Raw genomic sequence first — 21826 nt, 5'->3', positions numbered from 1 at the left:
GATGCAGATCGCCGAAGTTTCGATCCGTCGGCCTGTGCTGGCCATCGTGATGTCGCTGCTGATCCTGTTGATTGGCGCGGTGTCCTTCAAGCAACTGTCGCTGCGCGAGTACCCGCGCATCGACGAGCCCCTGGTGACGGTGAGCACCCGGCTGGCCGGCGCCAGCTCCGAGGTGGTGGAGAGCCAGGTCACCAAGCCGCTGGAGGACTCCATCGCGGGCATCGAAGGCATCGAGGTGCTGACCTCGATCTCGCGCAGCGAGCGCAGTTTCATCACCGCGCGCTTTGGCCTGAATCGCAACCCCGATGACGCGGCGGCCGAGGTGCGCGACCGCGTGGCCAAGGCGCGCGGCCGCCTGCCCAATTCGGTGGATGAGCCCGAGGTCGGCAAGGTCGAGGCCGATGCCAACCCGATGATGTGGATCACCTTCAAGTCCGAGGTGATGAACCCGATGGCGGTCACCGACTTCGTGACCCGGGTGGTGCGCCCGCGCCTGCAGACCGTGGCTGGCGTGGCCGATGTGCAGACCGGTGGTGAACGCCGCTACGCCATGCGGGTGTGGATCTCGCCCGAGCGCCTGGCGGCCTACAAGCTGACGGTGCAGGACGTCGAGGACGCGCTGCGGCGCCAGAACCTTGAAGTGCCGGCCGGCCGCATCGAGAGCGAGCAACGCGAATTCAACGTCACCGCCCGCACCGATCTGAACAGCGTGGCGCAGTTCGAAGAGGTGGTGCTGGCCACCCGCGCCGGCCTGCCGGTGCGCCTGCGCGATGTGGCGCGCATTGAAGAGGCCGCGGCCAGCGAGCGCACCCGGGTGCGGCTGAACGGCGTGCCGGCGGTCAGCCAGGGCATCATCCGCCAGGCCACCGCCAACCCGCTGGAGGTGAGTGCGGGCGTTCGCAAGCTCTTGCCCGAGATCGAGGCCAATCTGCCCCCGGGCATGAGCCTGGAGCTTGCGGCCGACAACTCGGTCTTCATCGAGCGGTCGGTGGCCTCGGTGTTCCGCACCATCGTCGAGGCGGTGGTGCTGGTGGCCCTGGTGGTGTTTGTGTTCCTGCGCACCTTGCGGGCCTCGGTGATCCCGCTGGTCACCATTCCGGTCAGTCTGATCGGCAGCTTTGCGCTGATGAGCCTGGCCGGCTTCACCATCAACACCCTGACTCTGCTGGCCCTGGTGCTGGCCATCGGCCTGGTGGTGGACGACGCCATCGTGGTGTTGGAAAACATCCACCGCTACATCGAGAAGGGTCTCAGCCCCTTCCAGGCCGCCATCAAGGGCAGCCGTGAGATCGGCTTTGCCGTGGTGGCCATGACGCTGACGCTGGCGGCCGTATTCGCGCCTCTGGCCTTCACGCCAGGACGTACCGGTCGCCTGTTCACCGAGTTCGCGCTGACCCTGGCCGGCGCGGTGATCGTCTCGGGTTTCGTGGCGCTGACGCTCACGCCCATGATGTGCAGCGCCTTGCTCAAGCCCCACAACCCCGGGCGCTTTGAGCGGGCGATGGAGCGCGCGCTCAATGCCCTGGATCACGGCTATGGCCGCGCCCTGGGTTGGGCCCTGGGCCATCGCTGGCTGGTGCTGCTGGTGATGCTGGCCAGCGGCGCCGGTAGTTGGTGGTTGTGGAGCACCGCGCAGAGCGAGCTGGCGCCGGTGGAGGACCGCGGTGTGATCTTCATGCCGGTGACGGCGCCCGATGGGTCGACCCTGGCCTACACGGCCAAGTATCTGGATGCGGTGGCTCGGTTAGCCAATCAGCAGCCCGAAGTGGCACGGGCCTTTGCCTTCATCGGCGGCGGCGGCGAGGTCTCGCGCGGCGCGGTGTTGGTGCGCACCAATGATTGGGAAGATCGCAGCCGCAACACCCGCGAGATCGCCCAGGGCCTGCAGCCGCAGCTGCAGCAGCTGCCGGGCGCCAATGTGTTTGCGATCACCCCGCCCAGCCTGGGCCAGGGCTTTCGCGAGCGGCCCTTCGGCTATGTGATCGTGGCCAATGACAGCTACGCCAACATCGCCAAACACACCCAGGCGGTGATGGCCGAGATGGCCAAGACCCCCGGCTTTGTGCAGCCCGACAGCGACCTGCGCCTGAACAAGCCGGAGCTGGAGCTGGAGGTGGACCGCGACCGCGCCCAGGACGCTGGGGTGCCGGTGGACCAGGTGGCGCGTGCGGTCGAAACCCTGCTGGGCAGCCGCAATGTCACCCGCTACAAGCGCGATGCCGAGCAGTACGACGTGATGGTGCAGTTGGACGCTAGCGCGCGTGCCACGCCGGAGCAGGTGCAACACCTCTTTGTGCGCGGCCGGGGCGACACCATGGTGCCGCTCAGCAGCCTGGTGAAGATCAAGGAAACGGTGAGCCCGCGCGAGCTCAACCACTTCAACCAGCGCCGCGCCGTCACCATCAGCGCCAATCTGGCGCCCGGCTTTGCGCTGGGCACCGCCATTGCCGAAATGGACCGCATCGCCAAGGCCAAGCTGCCGGCGGGCTACACCACCGAGCTCACCGGCGTGAGCCGCGAGTTCAAGCAGAGCAGCGGTGCGCTGAACACCGTGTTTGCGCTGGCCTTGTTGTTCATCTTCCTGGTGCTGGCCGCGCAGTTCGAAAGCTTCATTGATCCCTTCATCATCCTGATGGCGGTGCCGCTTTCGCTGGTGGGTGCGCTCTTGGCTTTGAAGCTCAGTGGCGGCACGCTCAATGTGTTCTCGCAGATCGGCCTGATCACCCTCGTGGGCTTGATCACCAAGCACGGCATCTTGATCAACGAGTTCTGCAACCAGCTGCGCCGCCAGGGCCTGGGCCTGCGGGAGGCGGTGGTGCAGGCCGCCACGCAGCGCCTGCGCCCCATCTTGATGACCACCGGCGCCATGGTGCTGGGGGCTTTGCCCTTGGCGCTGGCCACGGGCGCCGGCGCCGAGAGCCGCCAGCCCATCGGCTGGGTGATCGTGGGCGGCATGAGCCTGGGGACGCTGCTGACCTTGTTCGTGGTGCCGACCCTGATCACCCTGCTGGCGCGTCAGCGCGTGCCGGGGCCCAAGACGGAAGCTGCCGCGACAATGATCGAAAAATCATCGAATTGATACCAGGGATCTCGCTTTTCACCGCTTTTTCAATATCCATTGCCAATGCAAAACCAGGTTTGCCGCATCGCCGTCTTCTATGACGGCAGCTACTTCAAGAAGGTTTCCGACTACTACCTGTTCCAGCATGAGCGCCGGGCGCGCCTCTCCATCAAGGGCCTGCACGAGTTCATCACCGCCGAAGTGGCGCGGGTCGAGGGCCTGGACGCACGCCAGTGCCAGATCGTCGACGCCAGTTATTTCCGCGGTCGCCTGACGGCCCAGCAGGCCCAGGACCAGAACACGCTCTACAGCGACCGCATGCTGGAAGACGTGCTGATGCGTGCCGACGTCACCATGTTCCAGCAGCATGTGTTCACGCGGCCCGATGGCACCTTTGAAGAAAAGTCCATCGACGTCTGGCTGGCGCTGGAGGCCTATGAAATGGCCAGCCTCAAGAAGTACGACCTCATCGTGCTGATCAGCGGCGATGGCGACTTCGTGCCCCTGGTGCGCAAGCTCAACACCTTGGGCACCAAGGTGATGCTGCTGGGTTGGGATTTCAGCTTTGAGTACAAGGGCCGCATGCAGCGCACCCGTGTGTCCTCGGCCCTGATCGAGCGTGCCAACTACGCGGTGATGATGGATGCGGTGATCGATGCCCGCGAGCGCCGCAGCGACCCCTTCGTCAACAACCTGTTCCTGACGCAGTCATTGCCGCAGGCTGGGGCGGTGGCAGCGCAGGCCGTGGCGCCCGAGCGCAATATTGCCGAGGGCGAGCCCGGCCAGATGGCGGCTGGCAGCGTGGCCCACCTGGCCCTGGACAAGGGCTTTGGCTTCATCAAGCCCGACGAGCAAGAGGGCAGTTCGCTGTTCTTCCACGTCTCGGAGTTGCAGGGCGTGACCCTGCCCGAGCTGAGCGTGGGCAGCCGCGTGCGCTTTGTTTTTGGCACCAATGAGCGCGGCGCCTGTGCGCGCAGCGTGAGCCTGGAGCCCAGCCCGGCCGATGCGGCCGGAGCCCTCGAATCGATCTGACCTCGGAGACCCCATGAGCATCAAGAGTGACCGCTGGATCCGCCGCATGGCCGAGCAGCACGGCATGATCGAACCTTTCGAACCGGGCCAGGTGCGCGAAGTCAATGGCCGGCGCATCGTCAGCTACGGCACCAGCAGCTATGGCTACGACATCCGCTGCGCGCCCGAGTTCAAGGTCTTCACCAATGTGCACAGCACCGTGGTGGACCCGAAGAACTTCGACGAGAAAAGCTTCGTCAATATCGAGTCCGACGTCTGCATCATCCCGCCCAACAGCTTTGCCCTGGCACGCACCGTCGAGTACTTCCGCATCCCGCGCAATGTGCTGACCATCTGCTTGGGAAAAAGCACCTATGCCCGCTGCGGCATCATCGTCAACGTCACGCCCTTCGAGCCCGAATGGGAGGGCCATGTGACGCTGGAGTTCAGCAACACCACCCCGCTGCCGGCCAAGATCTACGCGGGCGAGGGCTGCGCCCAGGTGCTGTTCTTCGAAAGCGATGAGGTCTGCGAGACCAGCTACCGGGACCGCGGTGGCAAGTACCAGGGGCAGCAGGGTGTGACCCTGCCCAAGACTTAACTCGGCCAGCTCAAGCGCACCGCAAAGCGCTGCCCCGGTCGCTTGGGCTGACAGCTCAGGGTGGCGCCCAGGTGGCGCGCCATCTGGGTGGCGATGGACAGGCCCAGGCCGCAGTGGCCGAGCTCGCTGCGGGTTTCCTGCAGCCGCACAAAGGGTTGCTGGGCGCGGCTGAATTGGTCCACCTCCATGCCGACGCCGGCATCGCTCACGCTCAGTTCCCACTGGTTCGCACGCCGCGTCAGCCCCAACTCCACCGGGGCGCGGCCATGGTTCAAGGCGTTGTCGATCAAATTGCCCAGCAGTCGCTCCAGGGCCAGGGCCGGAAGGGCGGGGTCGGTGGGTAACTCCGTGGGCTGTAGGCGCACACCCTGTTCGGCATAGGCGTCGGCTAAGCGGCGCAGCAGTTGGGCCACCGGCGCGGGTTCGCCCAAGCGCGGCTCGATCTCGCCCTGCACATAGGCCAGAAACTGGTCCACGATGCGACCCAGCAGGGCCAGGTCGGCTTGCAGGGCGCGGGCCGTAGGCCCCTCCAGTTCGGTCTCGACGCGCAGACCCAGGCGGGCCAGTGGGGTGCGCAGATCGTGGGAGAGCCCGGCCAGCAGTTGCTGGCGCTCACGCTGCTCGGCCTGCAGATCGGTCTGCAGGCGATTGAACTTCTCGATCCAGGTGCGCAGCTCCTGGGTGGCGTTGGCGGGCAGCGGCAGAGGGGTGGCCAGGCCGGACCCGCTGCGTGGCTGGCTCAAGTGCGCCCCCAACTGCAACAGGGGGCGTGTGACCCAGCGCACCGCAAACAGTTGGGCCGTCAGGGCCATGGCGCCCAGCACCAACAGGCTCGTGATCAGGCCGGCGGCCAGTGGGCGCAGCGGCGGATCGGGATAGAGCACCGCCTCCCAGGCTTCCTGCTGCAGTGGCAGGCGCACCACCAGCTGCGTTCGCCCGTCAGGCCCCATCGTCTGGCGCACCGTGAATGGGGCACCGAGGTGGGCGGCGAAGCGTTGCGCCATTTCTTGCGAGCCCTGGGACACGGGGGCCTGCAGCGGTGCCGGGCGCAGGGTCAACATGAAGTGGCTCAGCCCGCGCGCCAGCCCTGCTCGCTCCGCCACCGGGCTGTGGTGCAGTGCGGCCTGCAGCGCGCGCACCTGGTCGGCGCTGCGCTGCAAGGCGGAGTCACGCAGGCTCGCCGGCAGTCTCCACATGGCCAGGCCCTGCAGCGCCAGTGCCAACAGGCCGATGCCCAGCACGACCAGGCTGAGTCGCTGGCCCAAGTTGAGAGTTCGCATGGGTCAGGGCACAAACATATAGCCATGACCGCGCACGGTCTGCAGATAGCGCGGTTGGGCGGGGTTGGGTTCGATCAGGCGGCGCAAACGCATGATGGCGGTGTCAATGGTGCGCTCCAACACGGCGTCGCCGCGTTGATGGGTGGCGGCCAGCAGGCGTTCGCGCGACTGCGGCACATGGGGCCTGAGCAGCAGCTCAGCCAGGAGGGCGAATTCCAAGCTGCTGAGCAGGCGCTCAGCCCCGCCCGCACCCTCGCCCCCACTCAGCGTGCGCCGCTGCGGATCGAACAGCAACCTACCGACTTGCACCGGCGCCTGGCCCGGCAGGGTGCGGCCTGGCACATGCTGGCTGCGGCGCAGCACCGCACGGATGCGCGCCAACAGCTCGCGCGCCGAGAAGGGCTTGGCCAGGTAGTCATCCGCCCCCAGCTCCAGACCGAGCACCCGGTCGATCTCGTCGCAGCGTGCGGTCAGCAGAATGATGGGCAGCCGGTCGCCTTGCGCGCGCAGGCGCTGACAGGCGTCCAGGCCGCTGAGGCCGGGCAGATTGATGTCCAGCACCACCAGATCCGGGCGCAGGCGGTCGATGCGACGCAGCAGCTCCTCAGCGCTTGCCATGGCGGTGACAGCCAAGCCCTGCTTCTCCAGATAGCTGCTCAGCATCTCGCGTATTGCCGCGTCATCCTCGACCACGTAGAGATGGGCCGGACGGGTGTCATTCATGGTGAGCGATTCTGTGTCAGGCACTGCGTAAGGCCTCCGACGGCAAGAGTGCGGCGGCACGCTGCGCTGGCCACCAGCCGAATCCCATGCCCACCGTCAGGGCCACGCCGACGCTGGTGAGCAGGCTCCAGCTCTTGATCACCACATGCAGGCTGCCGCTGGCTTCCAGGGCCATGCCAAGACCGAGGCCGAGCGCCAGCCCGCAGGCCGCGCCCACAGCGCTGAGCCATGCCGCTTCCCAGAGGAACTGCGCGCAGATGGCGGACGAGCTGGCGCCCAGAGCCATGCGCAGGCCGATTTCCCGCGTGCGCTCGCTGACCGACACCAGCATGATGTTCATCACCCCGATGCCACCCACCAGCAGCGAGATCAGGGCGATGGCGCCCAGAAGCAGGGACAGCACCTGGGACACCAGGGCCAGCGAGGCGCTCAGCGCCGCCATGTCGCGAATGCTGAAGTCGTCCTCTGCGCCAGCACTGAGCCGGTGGCGCTGGCGCAGCAGGGCCTGGATCTGGGCCTCGACCGCCGGTTTGGCGCCCTCCACACTCACCAGCCCCAAGCCGACGGTGCCGGGGAAGGCGCTGCCGGCCAGGCGGCGCTGCACGGTGTGCACCGGCATCAGGATCAGATCGTCCTGGTCCTGCCCGCCAAAGCCCTGGCCTTTGGCTGCCAGCACGCCGATGATCTCGACGCTCTGGCGCTGCAGGCGGATCTGCTGGCCCAGCACCGAGGCGCCCTGGGGCAGATCGGGAAAGAGCTCGCGCAAGACGGTCACGCCGATCAGGGCCACGCCGGCCGCGCTGCGGGCCTCCGTGGCCGTGAAGTTGCGGCCCTCCTGCAGCGGCCAGTGCTGCACGGCCAGGTAGTCCACGCTGGAGCCGACCAGCTGGGTGTTCTTGTTCTGCGCTCCGGCCACCGCGCGCATCTGCACGCTGTGCACCGGCGCCACGGCTCGCACCCCGGCCAACTCGGCCACGGCCTCCAGGTCGTCCAGGCTCAGCGAGGGCAGGGTGCCGGCACTGCCCCGCAGTGGCCCGGTTGCACCGCCGCCGGCGTTGATGATCAGTTGATCGCTACCCAGCGAGGCGATGCTTTCGGCCACGCGCTCGCGCGAGCCCTCTCCGATGCCCAGCATCAGCACCACCGAGGCCACGCCGATCACCAGGCCCAGCAAAGTCAGGCCGGTGCGCAGGCGGTTGGCGCTCAGCGCACGCAGGGCCTCGCGCAGTAGGTCGATCTGCAGTCGGCCGGGTCTCATGCGAGGTCTTCTTGATGGTGCTCGTCGCGCACCAGGCGGCCATCGGCGAAGTGCAGGCGGCGCGGGCATTGCGCGGCGATGGCGGGGTCATGGGTCACGATCAGCACCGTGCAACCTTGGGCCCGCCAGAGCTCGCGCAGCATCTGCAGCACCGCCTGGCCGGTGGCCGAGTCCAGCGCGCCGGTGGGTTCGTCGGCCAGCACCAGGGGCGGCGACTGGATCAGCGCGCGGGCGATGGCCACGCGCTGCTGTTGACCGCCGCTGAGCTGGGCCGGGCGTTTGTGCGCGTGCTCGGCCAGGCCCAGGCGCTCCAGCAGGTCCAAGGCGCGCTGGCGGCGCTCGGGCGGAGATACCTCGGCATAGACCAGCGGTAGCTCCACATTGCGCCACACACTGTGGCGCGGCAGCAGATGAAACTGCTGAAACACAAAGCCGATCAGGCGGTTGCGCAGGCGCGCGCTCAGCTGCGCCGAGGCGCCCTCGACCGCTTGCCCGCCCAGCCAGAGTCGCCCCTGGCTCGGGCGGTCGAGCAGGCCGATCAGGTTCAGCAAGGTGCTTTTTCCTGAGCCCGAGGCGCCGGTGATGGCCACCAGCTCACCGCGCCGAATTTGCAGATCGACATCGCGCAGCGCCGGCGTCGGTAGGGTGTCAGGGCCCAGTTGAAAACTTCGCCCCAGGCCCTGGCAGCGCAGCATCAGATCGTTCATGGGTGGCCTTAGAAGAGCTTGGGCCCGACCTTGGCGGCCGCTGCCTGGGGCGCACCGACGATCAGCACATCGCCATCACGCAGCGGCCCGCCCAGGACCTCGGTGTTGCGGGTATCGGCCAAACCGGTCTGGATGGCCACCGCCTCGGGCTGGCCCTGGGCATTGAGGCGCCATACCTGGGGGCTCTCGACCGGGCTCGCCTGGCGACCCGCCGGGCCGGGGTAGCGCAGCGCCGCATTGGGCACGCGCAGAGCCTGCTCGCGGCGTGCCACCTCGACCTTCAGATAGGCCGTCATGCCGGGGCGCAGTGCCAAGTCTTCGTTGCGCGCCGCCACCAGCACGGTATAGGTCACCACGTTCTGCTGCACGCTGTAGTTGTTGCGGATCTGCGTGATGCGACCCTCGAACTCGCGCCCGGCCTGGGCGTCCACGGTGAAGCGCACGTTCTGGCCCTCGCGCAGTTGGGCGATGTCGGCCTCGGAGACGGCGGCCTCGATGCGCAGCTCGCGCAAGTCCTCGGCGATCCGAAACAGCACTGGGCTGTTGAGCGTGGCGGCCACGGTCTGGCCCGGTGTGACCTCGCGCGCCACCACCACGCCGGCGGCCGGGGCGCGGATCTCGGCATGGGCGCGCTGGACCCGGCTGCGTTGCAGCTGGGCCTGGGCCTGCTCGGCCTGGGCGCCGGCGGCGGTGAGCGCGGAGCGCGCATCGTCCAGCTCGGCCTGTGCGTAGAAGCCTTGCGCATGCAGCTCGCTGGCGCGGCGCAGGCGCTGCTCGGCCAGTCCCCGATTGCTCTGCGCCACCGCCAACGCGGCTGTGGCGGCGGCCACATCGGCGTCCAGCGAGCGCGTGTCCAGCTGGGCCAGCAAGGCGCCGGCCTGCACCGCGTCGTTGTGATCCACCAGCACCCGCGCCACCGTGCCCGAGATGGCCGAGCCGATCTGCACCTCGCTGAGCGGCTTGACGGTGCCGGTGGCGTGGAGGCTGCGCTGCACCAGGCCGCGGTCGGCCTTCAGGGTCGGGTAGGACTGCGCGGCGCCCGCTTGGGCTGCCTTCTGGCGCCAGGCCAAACCGAGTGACAGCCCAAGGGCCAGCAGCAGGGCGAGCAGCAGCCAAGTCAGCAAGCGCCTGAGCTTGGGGGGCGATCCAGCGGTGAGCGTAAGGGTGTCAGACATGGTGGAGTGGGCGTTCGCCCGGGGCCTCGGAGCAGCGATGGCCGGATCTTGCGAGCCGCAGGTAAAGCCCGTGATCGCCGCAGATGACAGCGCGTGACATGGGGGTGCGGTGGTGTCATCGCCTGTCATGAACCGCAACGGGGCCGACACCTTGGATGAGGCGGCAAGGGCTGCAATGCAGGCCTCGCCAACCGGCATCAATCACGAGGAAAAACAATGTCTGAAACCTGGTCGCGTCGCCGCTGGATGCAGCGCTCCACCGGCCTCTTGGGGCTGACGGGTCTGGCCGCCCTGCCCACCCTGTCCCTGCTGAGCGCCTGCGGCGGTGGTGACTCCGAGGAGGGTGCGGCACCGCAGTTGCGCCTGCTCAACCTCTGCGCCGAAGTGCCGGCCATGGAGCTTTGGATGGAAGACGAGCGCCGGCTCTCTGTCGCGGCGGTGGGCGAGCCCACGGAATTCCAGGAGCAGGCCACCGAGACGCTCACCGTCAAGCTGCGCCGCGCCGGCAACAGCACCGATCTCTACAGCGGCGACCGAACCTTTGGCAAGGACGAGCACTACACCGCCGTGGCCTGGGGGCGCGAGAACCAGCTCAATCTGGCCACCCTGCGCGAGGACGAGCCGGACCTGGACAAGCTGGATTCCGGCAAGGCCCTGCTGCGCATCTTCAATGCCAGCACCGACCTCGGGGTGGTGGACATCTACCTGACCGGTAGCAGCACCGAGCTGGATGGCAGCGTGCCGACCCAAGGCTCGGTGGGCGGCGGTCAGCTCAGCGGCTATGTGCAGGTCAACAGCGGCAGCCAGCGCCTGCGCATCACGGGCCAGGGCGACACCCAGGACCTGCGCCTGGACCTGCCCAGCTTGAGCCTGAACGAGAAGCAGGCCTGGACCTTGGTGCTCACGGCCGGTGTGGGTGGGGTGCTGGCTGACGCCGTGCTGATCGAACAGCGCGCCAGGGTCAGCCGCCATGGCGGCCAGCATGCACGGCTGCGTGTCGTGGCCTCGGTGCCAGGGCAGGGCACGGTGTCGGTGAACTGGGGCGGGCAGTCCCTCGTCGCCAGCGTGGGCAGCCCCACGCTGACGCCCTATACGGCCGTAGCGGCCGGCAGCCAGGCCCTGTCGGTGCGGCTGGGCGCAACCCTGATCAATGAGCAGCTGCGCAACCTGCAGCCCGGCGCTGACTACACCTTGCTCGTGCATGGTCAGGGCCAGGTGGCCCTGATCCAGGACGACAACCGCCTGCCCAGCAGCAGCACGCGGGCCAAGCTGCGCCTGGTGCATGCGCAGGCCACGCCCCATGCGCTGACCCTCACGCAGGACTATGCGGTGCTGGCTCAGGGCGTGGCGTCGGGCACGGCCTCCAGCTTTGCTTCGGTGGCCGCGACGCAACTGACACGCCTGGATGTCAGCAGCGCCGCAACCGGCCTGGCCAGCTACACCCTGGAGGATGCACGCCTGCTGGCGCTGGGGGTCTACACCCTGTTTGCGCTGGAAGGGGCGGACGGGCCGACCGGATTGCTGCGCAAGGATCGGTGAATCAAAGCCCCAGGGCGTAGCGCGTCGCCAATTTCCGTCCCAGGCCATCGCTGGCCATCAGCCACACATCGTGGCCGGTGGCCGTGAAGCCGGGGATGGCGCCGGTGGCGGCCACGTCAAGTTGGGTGGCGCCTTTGGGGTCGAGGTCGCGCAGCGAGACACGGTCGCTGTAGCGCACCACCGCCAGCACCTGCACCACCCGCAGATCGGGGTTGGCCTTGGCCCAGGTGCTCCAATTCAACTTCAGGCCGGCGCGCATGCTGGCCGGCGTCAGCGCGGCGCTGCTGCTCACGCCATCCAGTGTGGGGTGGCGTGCGGCCGTGGGGCTGATCAGGATGCCGGCGTTCAGATAGGCCACCCGGTTCTCGGCCGTGCCGCTGAGCGAATAGCTGGCCTTGTAGAGCGCGCCCCGCAGGCCGTCACCATTGCCCAGCCAGCCGACGCTGCCAGGCGCCAGCAGTTGGTCACCCAGACCAGCGGTGGGCACGACGCTGGTGTCGCCTGGTTGCGCGATGCAAAGGTTCAGGCGTTGGCAAGCCGCCAGCGGCAACGCGAAGCCCAGCGGTGTCTGCACCGTGCCGGCGGTGATGAGATCGGCAGTCAGCGCGCTGTTCTTGCCCTGCAGCAGCAGCTCCACGCCGCTGCTGGGGTTGCTGCCGGTCTCGGCCGCACCGGCCCCGTCCAGGCGCAGCCAACTGGCCGCACGCACCGCGAAGACCAGGGCCTTGCCATTGCCCACCAGGGCCCAGCGCTTGGCGGTGCTGCTGTAGCTGGCAATGTCCACCAGGCGGTCCTGCGTCTTGCCGCTGCGGTCCACCAGGGGCGCGGCCACGCGCACCTTGAGGCAGTCGCCCTTTTTGAGCACTTCGTCCTCGCAGCCCAGCACCTGCAGCGGTGCCAGCTGCAGGCCGGCGGCGCTCCAGGCCACCAGGCTGGCGGCCAGCTCGTCGGCGCTGCGGCCGTTGAACTGCGTGTAGCCGCTCAGCGCGGCACTGGCCTTGTAGGTGGCGGCGTCTGTGCTGGTCTGGGCCAGCAGGGGGTTGAGGGTGCTGGCGATTCCATCCAGGCTGCCCGCTACGCCCAGCACGGTGGCCGCAGCACTGGTAATTTGCGCGCTGGTGGTGATGGCGGCCGTGGGTGTGCCGGTGCTGCCCTTGAGCAACTCGGCGCGCGCGCCGGCCAGGTTCACCTCCACCTCGGGTGCCGGGTTGGCGAGGAATTTGCTGCCCAACTGCAGTCGGCCGCTTTGCGGCTCCACCTGCACGCGGGTGGATTCCAAGAGCAGGTCGGCCGCGCTCTTGGGCGTGGCGAAGCCGCTGTCGCTCAGCAAGTCCAGCTTGGTGGCGTCGCTGATCTTCACATCGGCCAGCGGGCTCTTGAGCAGGGTTTTCAGGAAGTCGGCGGCCGGGGTCAGCAGGGCGGTGGTGCTGGGCAAGGCGGCGTCGGCCGGTTTGGCAAAGGCGGCCTGCGGGTCAGCGCCCAGGGCCAGCGCGGCGACGGCCTGGGTCAGCGGCGTGATGTGGGCGGTGGCCCCCGTGCTGCTCAGGCTGGGCACCAGGCTGTGCAGCAGCACCGGCCGGCCGCCCGCATCGGTTCCTTGAGCCTGCAGGAACAAGGGCAGAGGGGGGCTGCTGGTGCTGAGCGTGATGCGGTAGCTGCCGTCCACCGGGTGCGCGGTGGCCGTGCCCAGCGTCTGGCCGCTGGCGTCCAGCAGGCTGACGCTGGCAGCCCCAACGGCCGCACCCACCGTCACCACGCCGCTCAGGACCAGGGGCATGGGGGTGGGGCTGCCGCCGCCCGATCCGCTGTCACCCCCACCGCCCCCGCCGCAAGCGCTGATCCACACACTCAGCAGCAGGGGATAGGCCCGCATCCCAACGCGGCGGGCGGTAGGGGGATGGGGCTGGGTGGAGGTGGCGAGGCGGGCGGTCATGCGCAAATTCTCGAAGGGGGGCTGGTGGCCGGCGGCGCTGAATTGGCCGGTCTTGGCCTTGCTTTTCGGACTCAAGTCCGGATGTCGAACCGGCAGCATGGCGGCCATGGTCATCGAACTCCCCTCCCTCGCCCGCCCCGACAGCGATCCGGACGCCCCCGGCGCTGCCTGGTTCGACGCCCGCCTGGAGGGTTTGTTCAGCCTGGGCAGCCTGGCCGCCCCGGCCAGCCTGGCCGAACTGCAGCACTTTGCCCGTCTGATGCAGACCCAGGGCAACGGCGTGGAAGCCACCCGCATGCTCTTTGACGCACCGTATGCCCACACCTTGCTGCAGGCCGGTCGCTTGAGCGGCTGCGCGCCGCTGGCCGAGCTGGCCGATGAGTTGTTCGTGCGCTACCAGAGCGCGGGGCAGTGGCTGGGGATCGTGAACTAGCTCACCGGCGGGCCGCTTTCAGGCTTGCCGCACTGTTGGATTTGGTTGTGACGCCTTTGCGGGCTCTCACACACAGCCCACAGCATTCTTGAGCCGCGGAGCGGCAACGGCCCGGCGCCGGCCGCGACAATCCCCCGATGGCCCTTAAATCCACCATCTTCAAGGCGAACCTGAGCATCGCCGACATTGACCACGGCTACTACGCCGACCACAACCTGACCTTGGCGCGTCATCCCAGCGAGACCGACGAACGCATGATGGTGCGCTTGGCCGCGCTGGCCCTGCATGCGCATGAGCTGCAGACGCGCTGCAATGGCGACGCCACCTTGGGCTTCGGCGCCGGCCTGTCCGACCCCGATGACCCCGACCTCCACCTCACCGACTACACCGGCGCCAAGCGGCTGTGGATCGAGGTGGGGCAACCCGATGACAAGGCGCTCAGCAAAGCCTGCAGCAAGAGCGAGGCGGTGGTGGTCTATGCCTTTGGGCCGGCTGCCGAGGTGTGGTGGAAGGGCATCGAGACCAAGCTCACGCGCCTGGACAAGCTGCAGGTCTGGCGCCTGCCCCATGCCGAGATGGCCGACCTGACCCGCCTGGCCGAGCGCAGCATGCAGATGCAGGCCACGATCCAGGAAGGTCATCTGATGCTGACCAGCGGCCTGGGCAGCGCCGACATCCAGCCGGCGCGCTGGAAGTAAGGCCCCTCAGAGTCCGTAGGGCGCCAGCAGCCTGGCCAATTCACCGCTGCTGCGCAGCGCCTGGAAGGCCTGGCGGATCTTGTCCGGGTTCTGCGCTGACAGTTTGGAGAGTGCGCAGCCGGCGCTGAACTCGCGCACCACCCAGGCCTGCTTGAGGCCGGCCTGCGGGTGACGGCGCTGGTAGGCCAGGAAGGCCGAGCGTTCGACAAAGGCCAGATCGGTCTGGCCGGCCGCCAAGCGGTCCAGGTTGGAGCCGGTGTCGCGTGCGTCCAGCCGGGCGAACTCGCTACCCAGTTCGGTCTCCAACTCCGGATAGTGATAGCCCAGCACGGTGCCGATGCGGCGGCCGCGCAGATCGCCCAGGCGCGCCGGCAGGTCGGCCTTGGGGTGCGCCACCAGCAGGCCGGCATCGGGTATCAGGGCCTCGAACCAGTGAAAGTCGCCCTCGATCCAACCCGGCATCACATAGCAGAGCAGGTCGGCTTGGCCAGCGGCCAGGGCGGCCCCCACGCGCTTGCTGGGCAACAGCAGGAAGCGCGCGTTCTGTCCGGTGCGGCGCGCCAGCGCATCGCCCAGGTCTTTGAGCAGACCACTCTTGAGTTGCCCGCGCTCAAAGCGGGCCAGCGGCTCGCTGTGGTTGGTGGGGGCCAGGAACACCAGCTCGCGGGCCTGCGCCGTGGGCAGGGTCAGCGGCAGCAACAACATGAGGATCAGTCGGGCGTGAACAAGCAGTCGCATGGCGTTCAGTTTGGTAAGGCGGGGTCAGTCTTCAAGCGACTCCACATCGTCAGGCTCATGGGGCGATCTTCACACCAGATCACATCGCGCTGCAGGCCTTCGGCGCGGAAGCCCAAGGGAGGGTCTGCAAAACCCCGTGCAGCCCGCGTTTGCGAGAGAACCGGCCGGATCGTAGGCGGCGCGCGAAGGTCGGACTCGCCGTCCGACAGCCGAGCGCGCCAACGACCGAGACGGCCGGTTCTCTCGCAAACCCTGGCGGGCCAAAGACTTTTCGGGCGATGGCCGGCGTTGCAAGCCTTGCTCAGGCCACCAGCCTGAGCGGCGGCTCGCGCCTTGGCCCTCATCCCGAAAAGTCTTGGCGCGGGCGCAGGGGGTTTTACAGACCCTCCCAAGCACTGGATCAAGCGGTTTGAGCTTTGGTTGTCCGGGTGGATCAAAGCCTCGATGCGGTGCAGGCCGTCCATCTGCGCAAAGCCCCAGGGCAGCACGGCATTCAGGGCCTCTTGCATCAGGCCCTGTCCCTGCTGGGCCGGGTGCAATTCATAGCCCAGCATGCAGCGCCGCTGGTCGCGGTTCCAGCTGAAGAGACCGCAGCTGCCGATGAGGGGGCCACCGCATTGCAACGCGATGCCCCAGCGCGTGCCGGGGGCCGGCAGTTGGCGCCACTGGGCAAAGCGTTGGATGACTGCGCGCATGCTGTCCAGGTCCCTCTGCAAGGAACCGAAGTAGCGCATCGCAACCGGGTCGCCGTGGATCTCGAACAGCGCGCGCGCATCATCGGCCGTGATCTCTCGCAGCAGCAGGCGCGCGGTTTGCAGGGTGGGAAAGGCGGTGGAGGTGCTCATCGCGGCAGGCTGTTCTCAATCAGCACGCTGCGGTCGATGTCGCCGACTCGGGTCTTGCCGCAGAAGGCCATGGTCAGGTCCAGTTCGCGTTCGATGATCTCCAGGCAGCGCGTCACGCCGGCCTGCCCCAGGGCGCCCAGGCCGTAGAGGAAGGCGCGGCCGATGTGGCAGCCGTGGGCGCCCAGGGCCAGGGCCTTGAGCACGTCCTGCCCGCTGCGAATGCCGCCGTCCATGTGGACCTCGATGCGGCGGCCCACCGTGTCCACGATGCGGGGCAGCACGGCGATGCTGCTTTCCGCGCCGTCCAGCTGGCGGCCGCCGTGGTTGGAGACGATCAGCGCGTCCGCACCGCTGGCCACGGCGAGGCGGGCGTCCTCGGCGTCCAGGATCCCCTTGAGGATGAGCTTGCCGCCCCAGCGCCGCTTGATCCATTCGACGTCGGCCCAGGACAGCGCCGGGTCGAACTGCTCGGCGGTCCAGCTCGACAAGCTGTTGAGGTTGCTGACCCCTTTGGCATGACCGACGATGTTGCCGAACTGGCGCCGGGGCGTACGCAGCATGTGCCAGCACCAACGTGGTTTGGTGGCCAGGTCGATCAAGTTGGGCAGGGTGGGGCGGGGCGGGGCGGTCAGGCCGTTCTTGATGTCCTTGTGGCGTTGGCCCAGCACCTGCAGGTCCAGAGTCAGCACCAGGGCGCTGCAGCGGGCGGCCCGCGCGCGTTCGATCAGGGCTTCGACAAAGGCCCTGTCCTTCATCACATAGAGCTGGAACCAGAAGGGGCCGTTTGTGGCGGCGCGCACGTCCTCGATCGAGCAGATGCTCATGGTGCTCAAGGCAAACGGCACGCCGAAGGCTTCGGCGGCGCGTGCGGCCAGCATCTCGCCATCGGCGTGCTGCATGCCGGTCAAGCCCGTGGGTGCCAGCGCCACTGGCATGCGCACGGGCTGGCCGAGCATCGTGCTGGCCAGGCTGCGGTGTTCCAGATTGACGGCCACGCGCTGGCGCAGCTTGATGGCGGCCAGATCGGACTCATTGGCGCGGTAGGTGCTCTCGGTCCAACTGCCGGCATCGGCGTAGTCGTAAAACATGCGGGGCACACGGCGGCGAGCCAGTCGGCGCAGGTCCTCGATGCAGGTGATGGCGGCTGGGTTCATGACGGGGCGGCGGAGCGTGGCTGCAGCAGGCGGTCGAGCTGTCCCTGGGACTGCAGCTTGCGAAGGGCCAGGCGCAGGGTTTGGATGTTCAGCTGGCTGCGCGGCGAAAGCGCACAGGCCGCCTCGAAGGGGCGCATCACCAGCCGCTCTTCCAGCGCCCACTCGGTGTGGCGATGGTTCAGATGCTGGAGCGTCAGACGGTCGGTGATCGCGAAGTCGGTGCGGCGCGCGGCCAGCTTGGCCAGATTGCCCTGCATGTCCAGCGCGTCGCTGCGTTGGAATTGGGCGCCGAGCGGCTGGTCCATCTCCAGATGGCGGTAGCCCAGCACGGTGCCGACCGATCGGTTGGCGAGATCACTGAGCTGCCGGATGGCCGGGCTGTCGCGCCGGGCGGCGATCACGGCAGCGTTTGGGATCACAGCTTGAGTCCACTGGAACTCGCCATCGATCCATTCGGGCAACGCGTAGCAAAGCAGATCGGCCTCGCCCTTGCGCAGCGCCTCGCCGACCCGGCGGCTGGGACGCACCACGAAACGCACGGGTTGACTCAGCTCCCGTGCCAGGGCCTGCCCCAGTTCCACCAGGATGCCGCGCTTCACTTCACTGCCCTGGACCTCAGCCAGGGGCAGACTGTGGTTGGAAGGAACCAGCAGTGTCCAGGCTTGCGCTGCGCTGCCCAGGCCCAGAGCCAGCAGCAGCGCGCCAAGCCCGCGCCGCTTACGAGCCATAGCGAGCCAGGATGCGCTGCATCTCGCCATCGGCCACCAACTCGCTGAGGGCCTCGTTGATGAGCGGCAGCGGGATCTTGGAGCGCGGCGACAGGGCGCAGGGTGCGGTGAATCGGTTCAGCATCAGGTCTTCGCGCAGCCCGTCCTTCGGGTAGTGGCGCTGGTGCTCGCGCAGCACCAGGCGATCGGAGATGGCGTAGGGCATCCGCCCGGCCACCAGCTTGCGCAGGTTGGACAGCATGTCGGGCGCGTCCTGGCGCCGCAGCTGCGGGCCCAGCACGGCCTCGGCTTCCGGGTAGAGGTAGCCCAGTACCGTGCCCACAGGTTGGCCAGCCAGCTGTGTGATGCCTTCCAGCTTCGGAGAGTCCGGGCGGGCTGCGATCACCTCGCCGTTGGGAATCACCGGCAGGGTGAATTGGAAGTCCGGACCGATCCACTGCGGGCGCGCGTAGCAGAGCAGATCGCCCTCGCCATCGCGCAGGGCCCAGGGGGCGCGTTTGCTCGGCATGGTGAGGTAGCGGGGGCGCAGCCCCAGGCGGCGCGCCAGGGCGTCACCCAAGTCTTTGATGATGCCGTCCACGAGCACGCCGTTCTTGAAGGTGGACAGGGGCGCCGTGTGATTGGCGGCGGCGATGAAGACGATGTCACCGGCCGCCGGTCGGGCTTCCTGGGCGCTGGCGGCCTGCGGTACCAGCGTGAGCCAGCACAGCAGCGACGGGACGAGATGGTGCCTCTTCATCGGAGAGGGAGTGTGCCCTACGGGTGGGCCTGGGTGGGCCTTGCCGGGGCGATGAGATGATGCGGACATGCCCGATGTCGTGCCCGAATCCGCTCCAGCACAGCCCATCGCCGAGGCGCGGGCCTGGAGCCGGCCGCTGTGGTTGTTGGCCGGCGCCTTGTGTCTGCTGCTGGGGGCCGTCGGCGCCTTTCTCCCCCTGTTGCCCACCGTGCCCTTTGTGCTGCTGGCGGCCTGGTGTTTTTCACGCGGCAGCCCGCGCTGGGAGGCCTGGCTGCTGGCCCACCCGCGCTTAGGGCCCATGGTGCTGAACTGGCGACGGCACCGGATGATTCCGCGCCGCATCAAGCACCTGGCCTGGAGCATGATGGCCCTGAGCTGCGCCCTGGCCTGGTGGCGCGCACCCTGGTGGGCGGCGCTATTGGCCACGGCCATCTGCCTTGGGGTGGTGGCCTGGATGGCGCCCTTGCCCGAGGCGCCGGCCGAACCTACGGACGAACCTCTGGCCGAACCTCTGGCCGAACCTCTGGCCGATTCGGACTGAGCCTTACTCGGCGCCCGGGGCCTTGCTGACTTTGGCGCCTTTGGACTTCACGCCGCCCAGGCCCAGCACCTTGCGCTCCAGCTGCGGCTCGCCCCAGTAATCCACCGAGGCGATGCCGTTGATGCGAACGTTCAGCTTGTCCTGCACCCACAGCCTGGCCTTGCCCACGCCGCTGTAGCGCACCTTGGCCTGGCGCGCCAAGAGTTGCTCGGCCTGCACGTCGCTGCGGCCGGAGGCCCGGATGTCGAGTTCGTCGGTGCTGCCGCTGAGCTGCGCATCGCCCGATCCGGTCACATCAAAGCGAAGGACGCGGGCTTGCAGCTGATCAAAGCGCACCAGCCCTGAGCCCGAGATACCGATCTCCAGCTCCTCCACATGGAAGGGCTCGGGCGCATGCAGCTGGGCGGCGCCCGAGATGCTGATCTGGCGCAGATTGCGCGCCGTGACCTGCAGGCGCAGGCGCTCGGCGGCGCGCCAGAACATCCAGGAGCCGGTGGTGCGCACGGTCAGTTGATTGCCGCGCAGCATCAGATAGACCTCGCGCTGCACCGCCTCGTCGCCTTCGACAAAAACCTCGTCGCGTTCGCCCTGCATCAGGCGCACCAGCGCCGAGCCGGTGAAGGAAAGACTGTCGAATGCACCCGGGTTGTAGAGCCGACCGACGGGGGCCGCCTGAGCCTGCGCACAGGCGCCGCAAAAGACCAGGGCCAAGCAGAGCCATGCCTTCATAGCGAATCCGCCCGCAGTTGTTTGGAGACCTCGCGGCTGGCCGTGAAGCGGCTGCCGTCGCGCAGGTGCACGACCAGCTGCGAGTACTCGTCGGGCACCAGGGCCTCGACGCAATCCAGGTTGACGATGCAGCTGCGATTGACCTTGAGGAAGCGCTGTGGGTCCAGCCGGTCGGCAAAGTGGCTGATGGGCAAACGCACCAGATGCGTGCGGCCCTGCGCCACGATGGCGGTGTATTTGGTGTCGGAGCGCAGGTGCTCGATGTGTTCGACCTGCAGCGGAATGATGCGGCCCATGTCGCGCACCATCAGGCGGCGCAGCGGCTCCAGGCGCGGGAGCTGCGATTGCGCTGCTTCGAGGGCCTGGATGGCGTCCAGAGACCGTTGCGTGCCGGCCTGGTCGCGGCTGAGGTGGCCAATGGCCTCGTCAAAGCGCTCGCGCGAGAAGGGCTTGAGCAGGTAGTCGACCGCATGCAGCTCGAAGGCGGTCAGTGCGTGTTCGTCATAGGCGGTGGTGAAGATCACGGCGGGCAGTGCACCGGCGGCTTCCTGGCCCAGGATGCGCAAGACCTGCAACCCGGTCAACCCGGGCATTTGGATGTCCATCAGCACCAGGTCAGGCTGCTGGGTCCGGATGGCCGCCAGCGCCTGCTCGCCATCATTCACGCAACCCAGCAATTCCAGTTGCGGGCACTCGCGCACCCAGGCGGCCAGACCCTCGCGGGCCAGCACTTCGTCCTCGGCGATCAGGGTTCTCAGGATCTTCATTCGATGGGGTCCAGGGGGATGCGCAATTCAACGCCAAAGCCGGCGCCGGGCTGGCTGCGGATCTGCAACTGGGCGCGGCCGCCGTAGTCCAACTCAAAACGGCGCTGCAGGGCCTCCAGGGCCACGCCGCCCTCGCGCCGCGTCTCGCCCGGCACCGGGGGCCAGACGCAGCCCGGCCCGTCATCCCGCACCGAGAGATAAAGATAGCTCTGGCCGTCGAGGCGCTGGCGCTCGGCGCGCAGGCAGATGGTGCCGCCCGCCGTGCGCGGCGACACGCCATGCACGATGGCGTTCTCCACCAGGGGTTGCAGGGTCAGAGGCGGGATGGCCTCGTCCTCGCAGGCTGGGTCGACCTGCCAGTCCACCCGCAGGCGCTCGCCCAGGCGCAGGCCCTCCAGAGCCAGATAGTCCTGCACGAACTCGAGTTCGTCGCCCAGCGCTACGCGCTGGGCCGCGCCGCGCCGGCTGTCCAGCACGTAGCGCATCATGCGAGCGAAGCCCAGCAGGCCTTGCTCGGCCGCCTGCCCGCCGCGGCGCGAGAGCTGCAGCAGCGAATTCAGGGTGTTGAACAAGAAGTGCGGATCGAGCTTGCCGCTGATGGCGGCCAATTCGGCCCGCACCCGTGCGGCATCGGCCTGCGCGGCGCGCAGCGCCTCGGCCTGGGCGCGCTGGGCGTGCAGGCTGCCGCCAAAACCGAATACCAGCGCGCCATAGGCCAGCACGGCCAGGGCTGCGCGCCACAGCAGACCCTGCTCCAGCACCGCGGCGGCGTGGTCCAGGCCAAACAGCAGCCAGCCCAACCCAAACACCAGGCCTTGCCACAGGGCGACAAAACCCAGCGCGCCCACGCCATGCCAGAGCAGCAGGCCGGGCAGTGCCAAGTGGCGGTGCTGGCGTGCACGCACCCAGGGCAGGGCCAGGGGCCCCAAGAGCAGGCCGGGGCCGATGCTCCAGCTGGCGTCCCACAGGCCCTCGGCCAGGCTGCGGCTGCCGTGTTGCCAGTCCGTGCCGGCCACCCCAAACAGCAGCCAGCACAGCAAAGCCAGGCCCCCATAGCCCAGCCACAGGCGCGGCGGGCGCGGGGTCTGCAGGGGGTGGAGGGCGGGGTCGGGCGACATGGCGGGCATCCTAGGCAGAGCGCCCGGGTGTGGGGGAAAAAGGCGACC

21 protein-coding genes are annotated in these 21826 nt (G+C 68.3%); 7 read left to right on the top strand and 14 right to left on the bottom strand.

What is annotated here, in order from left to right; all coding sequences use genetic code 11:
• Position 1: 1 nt before the first annotated feature.
• From FF090_RS13320 to dcd, 3 genes are read left to right on the top strand one after another with little or no spacing between them, the layout of a single operon-like run.
• The gene (locus FF090_RS13320) at positions 2–3079 is read left to right on the top strand and encodes an efflux RND transporter permease subunit (RefSeq protein ID WP_138857187.1); all 3078 of its coding nucleotides are present in this window, start codon (positions 2–4) and stop codon (positions 3077–3079) included.
• Positions 3080–3124: 45 nt separating this feature from the next.
• Positions 3125–4093, top strand: coding sequence for an NYN domain-containing protein (locus FF090_RS13315; RefSeq protein ID WP_138857186.1), 969 nt, complete (start codon positions 3125–3127; stop codon positions 4091–4093).
• A gap of 13 nt (positions 4094–4106) precedes the next feature.
• Positions 4107–4673 (top strand): dCTP deaminase, encoded by a 567-nt coding sequence (gene dcd, locus FF090_RS13310; RefSeq protein ID WP_138857185.1) that lies wholly within the window; start codon positions 4107–4109, stop codon positions 4671–4673.
• On the opposite strand, the gene FF090_RS13305 is transcribed toward dcd, so the two are convergent.
• The 5 genes from FF090_RS13305 to FF090_RS13285 are packed head-to-tail and all read right to left on the bottom strand — an operon-like array spanning position 4670 to position 9816.
• Positions 4670–5953, bottom strand: a complete 1284-nt coding sequence (locus tag FF090_RS13305; RefSeq protein ID WP_138857184.1) for a sensor histidine kinase — start codon at positions 5951–5953, stop codon at positions 4670–4672. The two genes, dcd and FF090_RS13305, sit on opposite strands and share 4 nt — an antisense overlap.
• A gap of 3 nt (positions 5954–5956) precedes the next feature.
• A complete protein-coding gene (locus tag FF090_RS13300) occupies positions 5957–6676 on the bottom strand; it encodes a response regulator (RefSeq protein ID WP_138857183.1) in 720 nt (239 codons plus the stop codon).
• 16 nt (positions 6677–6692) lie between these two features.
• The gene (locus FF090_RS13295) at positions 6693–7934 is read right to left on the bottom strand and encodes an ABC transporter permease (RefSeq protein WP_175423660.1); all 1242 of its coding nucleotides are present in this window, start codon (positions 7932–7934) and stop codon (positions 6693–6695) included.
• Positions 7931–8641 carry an ABC transporter ATP-binding protein gene (locus tag FF090_RS13290; RefSeq protein ID WP_217502986.1) on the bottom strand — a complete coding sequence of 237 codons (711 nt, stop codon included), beginning with the start codon at positions 8639–8641 and terminating at the stop codon, positions 7931–7933. Before FF090_RS13290 ends, FF090_RS13295 begins: the two co-directional genes overlap by 4 nt.
• Before the next feature lie 8 nt (positions 8642–8649).
• A complete protein-coding gene (locus FF090_RS13285; RefSeq protein WP_175423659.1) occupies positions 8650–9816 on the bottom strand; it encodes an efflux RND transporter periplasmic adaptor subunit in 1167 nt (388 codons plus the stop codon).
• 216 nt (positions 9817–10032) lie between these two features.
• Here FF090_RS13285 and FF090_RS13280 point away from each other — a divergent pair, with 216 nt between their 5' ends.
• Positions 10033–11355 carry a DUF4397 domain-containing protein gene (locus FF090_RS13280; protein WP_138857180.1) on the top strand — a complete coding sequence of 441 codons (1323 nt, stop codon included), beginning with the start codon at positions 10033–10035 and terminating at the stop codon, positions 11353–11355.
• 1 nt (position 11356) lies between these two features.
• Here FF090_RS13280 and FF090_RS13275 read toward each other — a convergent pair whose 3' ends face one another.
• Complete coding sequence (locus FF090_RS13275; protein WP_175423658.1) at positions 11357–13402, bottom strand: hypothetical protein; 2046 nt, start codon at positions 13400–13402, stop codon at positions 11357–11359.
• Here FF090_RS13275 and FF090_RS13270 point away from each other — a divergent pair.
• Entirely contained in the window at positions 13395–13721 is a 327-nt protein-coding gene (locus tag FF090_RS13270; RefSeq protein WP_138857178.1) for a hypothetical protein, read from the top strand. The two genes, FF090_RS13275 and FF090_RS13270, sit on opposite strands and share 8 nt — an antisense overlap.
• 137 nt (positions 13722–13858) lie before the next feature.
• A complete protein-coding gene (locus FF090_RS13265; protein WP_138857177.1) occupies positions 13859–14419 on the top strand; it encodes a YaeQ family protein in 561 nt (186 codons plus the stop codon).
• A gap of 6 nt (positions 14420–14425) precedes the next feature.
• Here FF090_RS13265 and FF090_RS13260 read toward each other — a convergent pair whose 3' ends face one another.
• From FF090_RS13260 to FF090_RS13240, 5 genes are read right to left on the bottom strand one after another with little or no spacing between them, the layout of a single operon-like run.
• Positions 14426–15157 carry a substrate-binding periplasmic protein gene (locus FF090_RS13260; protein ID WP_138857176.1) on the bottom strand — a complete coding sequence of 244 codons (732 nt, stop codon included), beginning with the start codon at positions 15155–15157 and terminating at the stop codon, positions 14426–14428.
• A 5-nt stretch (positions 15158–15162) separates the two neighbouring features.
• The gene (locus tag FF090_RS13255) at positions 15163–16002 is read right to left on the bottom strand and encodes a GNAT family N-acetyltransferase (RefSeq protein ID WP_138857175.1); all 840 of its coding nucleotides are present in this window, start codon (positions 16000–16002) and stop codon (positions 15163–15165) included.
• Positions 15999–17156 carry an alpha-hydroxy acid oxidase gene (locus FF090_RS13250; RefSeq protein ID WP_138857174.1) on the bottom strand — a complete coding sequence of 386 codons (1158 nt, stop codon included), beginning with the start codon at positions 17154–17156 and terminating at the stop codon, positions 15999–16001. Before FF090_RS13250 ends, FF090_RS13255 begins: the two co-directional genes overlap by 4 nt.
• Positions 17153–17884: a substrate-binding periplasmic protein gene (locus FF090_RS13245; RefSeq protein ID WP_175423657.1), complete on the bottom strand. Its 732-nt coding sequence runs from the start codon at positions 17882–17884 to the stop codon at positions 17153–17155. Before FF090_RS13245 ends, FF090_RS13250 begins: the two co-directional genes overlap by 4 nt.
• Positions 17874–18623 carry a substrate-binding periplasmic protein gene (locus FF090_RS13240; protein ID WP_175423656.1) on the bottom strand — a complete coding sequence of 250 codons (750 nt, stop codon included), beginning with the start codon at positions 18621–18623 and terminating at the stop codon, positions 17874–17876. Before FF090_RS13240 ends, FF090_RS13245 begins: the two co-directional genes overlap by 11 nt.
• Before the next feature lie 67 nt (positions 18624–18690).
• Here FF090_RS13240 and FF090_RS13235 point away from each other — a divergent pair, with 67 nt between their 5' ends.
• Entirely contained in the window at positions 18691–19164 is a 474-nt protein-coding gene (locus tag FF090_RS13235) for a YbaN family protein (protein WP_138857171.1), read from the top strand.
• 3 nt (positions 19165–19167) lie between these two features.
• Here the strand turns inward: FF090_RS13235 and FF090_RS13230 are convergent, their stop codons facing one another.
• Genes FF090_RS13230 through FF090_RS13220 form a run of 3 tightly spaced genes read right to left on the bottom strand, consistent with a single transcriptional unit; the run spans position 19168 to position 21778 of the window.
• The gene (locus FF090_RS13230; protein WP_138857170.1) at positions 19168–19893 is read right to left on the bottom strand and encodes a head GIN domain-containing protein; all 726 of its coding nucleotides are present in this window, start codon (positions 19891–19893) and stop codon (positions 19168–19170) included.
• Positions 19890–20660, bottom strand: a complete 771-nt coding sequence (locus FF090_RS13225) for a LytR/AlgR family response regulator transcription factor (protein ID WP_138857169.1) — start codon at positions 20658–20660, stop codon at positions 19890–19892. The genes FF090_RS13230 and FF090_RS13225 overlap by 4 nt, the downstream gene beginning before the upstream one ends.
• Positions 20657–21778 (bottom strand): sensor histidine kinase, encoded by a 1122-nt coding sequence (locus FF090_RS13220; protein ID WP_175423655.1) that lies wholly within the window; start codon positions 21776–21778, stop codon positions 20657–20659. Before FF090_RS13220 ends, FF090_RS13225 begins: the two co-directional genes overlap by 4 nt.
• Positions 21779–21826: the final 48 nt, after the last annotated feature.

Source organism: Inhella inkyongensis (assembly GCF_005952805.1).
Lineage (GTDB): Bacteria > Pseudomonadota > Gammaproteobacteria > Burkholderiales > Burkholderiaceae_C > Inhella > Inhella inkyongensis.
The sequence above is the reverse complement of the archived record's forward strand: the minus strand, read 5'-3'. Positions and strand labels throughout refer to the sequence as shown.

Bases quoted from the DNA above. Each gene is read 5' to 3' on its own strand.
- FF090_RS13320 (WP_138857187.1), top strand. From the start codon at position 2: ATGCAGATCGCCGAAGTTTCGATCCGTCGGCCTGTGCTGGCCATCGTG.
- FF090_RS13315 (WP_138857186.1), top strand. From the start codon at position 3,125: ATGCAAAACCAGGTTTGCCGCATCGCCGTCTTCTATGACGGCAGCTAC.
- dcd (WP_138857185.1), top strand. From the start codon at position 4,107: ATGAGCATCAAGAGTGACCGCTGGATCCGCCGCATGGCCGAGCAGCAC.
- FF090_RS13305 (WP_138857184.1), bottom strand. From the start codon at position 5,953: ATGCGAACTCTCAACTTGGGCCAGCGACTCAGCCTGGTCGTGCTGGGC.
- FF090_RS13300 (WP_138857183.1), bottom strand. From the start codon at position 6,676: ATGAATGACACCCGTCCGGCCCATCTCTACGTGGTCGAGGATGACGCG.
- FF090_RS13295 (WP_175423660.1), bottom strand. From the start codon at position 7,934: ATGAGACCCGGCCGACTGCAGATCGACCTACTGCGCGAGGCCCTGCGT.
- FF090_RS13290 (WP_217502986.1), bottom strand. From the start codon at position 8,641: ATGAACGATCTGATGCTGCGCTGCCAGGGCCTGGGGCGAAGTTTTCAA.
- FF090_RS13285 (WP_175423659.1), bottom strand. From the start codon at position 9,816: ATGTCTGACACCCTTACGCTCACCGCTGGATCGCCCCCCAAGCTCAGG.
- FF090_RS13280 (WP_138857180.1), top strand. From the start codon at position 10,033: ATGTCTGAAACCTGGTCGCGTCGCCGCTGGATGCAGCGCTCCACCGGC.
- FF090_RS13270 (WP_138857178.1), top strand. From the start codon at position 13,395: ATGGTCATCGAACTCCCCTCCCTCGCCCGCCCCGACAGCGATCCGGAC.
- FF090_RS13275 (WP_175423658.1), bottom strand. From the start codon at position 13,402: ATGACCATGGCCGCCATGCTGCCGGTTCGACATCCGGACTTGAGTCCG.
- FF090_RS13265 (WP_138857177.1), top strand. From the start codon at position 13,859: ATGGCCCTTAAATCCACCATCTTCAAGGCGAACCTGAGCATCGCCGAC.
- FF090_RS13260 (WP_138857176.1), bottom strand. From the start codon at position 15,157: ATGCGACTGCTTGTTCACGCCCGACTGATCCTCATGTTGTTGCTGCCG.
- FF090_RS13255 (WP_138857175.1), bottom strand. From the start codon at position 16,002: ATGAGCACCTCCACCGCCTTTCCCACCCTGCAAACCGCGCGCCTGCTG.
- FF090_RS13250 (WP_138857174.1), bottom strand. From the start codon at position 17,156: ATGAACCCAGCCGCCATCACCTGCATCGAGGACCTGCGCCGACTGGCT.
- FF090_RS13245 (WP_175423657.1), bottom strand. From the start codon at position 17,884: ATGGCTCGTAAGCGGCGCGGGCTTGGCGCGCTGCTGCTGGCTCTGGGC.
- FF090_RS13240 (WP_175423656.1), bottom strand. From the start codon at position 18,623: ATGAAGAGGCACCATCTCGTCCCGTCGCTGCTGTGCTGGCTCACGCTG.
- FF090_RS13235 (WP_138857171.1), top strand. From the start codon at position 18,691: ATGCCCGATGTCGTGCCCGAATCCGCTCCAGCACAGCCCATCGCCGAG.
- FF090_RS13230 (WP_138857170.1), bottom strand. From the start codon at position 19,893: ATGAAGGCATGGCTCTGCTTGGCCCTGGTCTTTTGCGGCGCCTGTGCG.
- FF090_RS13225 (WP_138857169.1), bottom strand. From the start codon at position 20,660: ATGAAGATCCTGAGAACCCTGATCGCCGAGGACGAAGTGCTGGCCCGC.
- FF090_RS13220 (WP_175423655.1), bottom strand. From the start codon at position 21,778: ATGTCGCCCGACCCCGCCCTCCACCCCCTGCAGACCCCGCGCCCGCCG.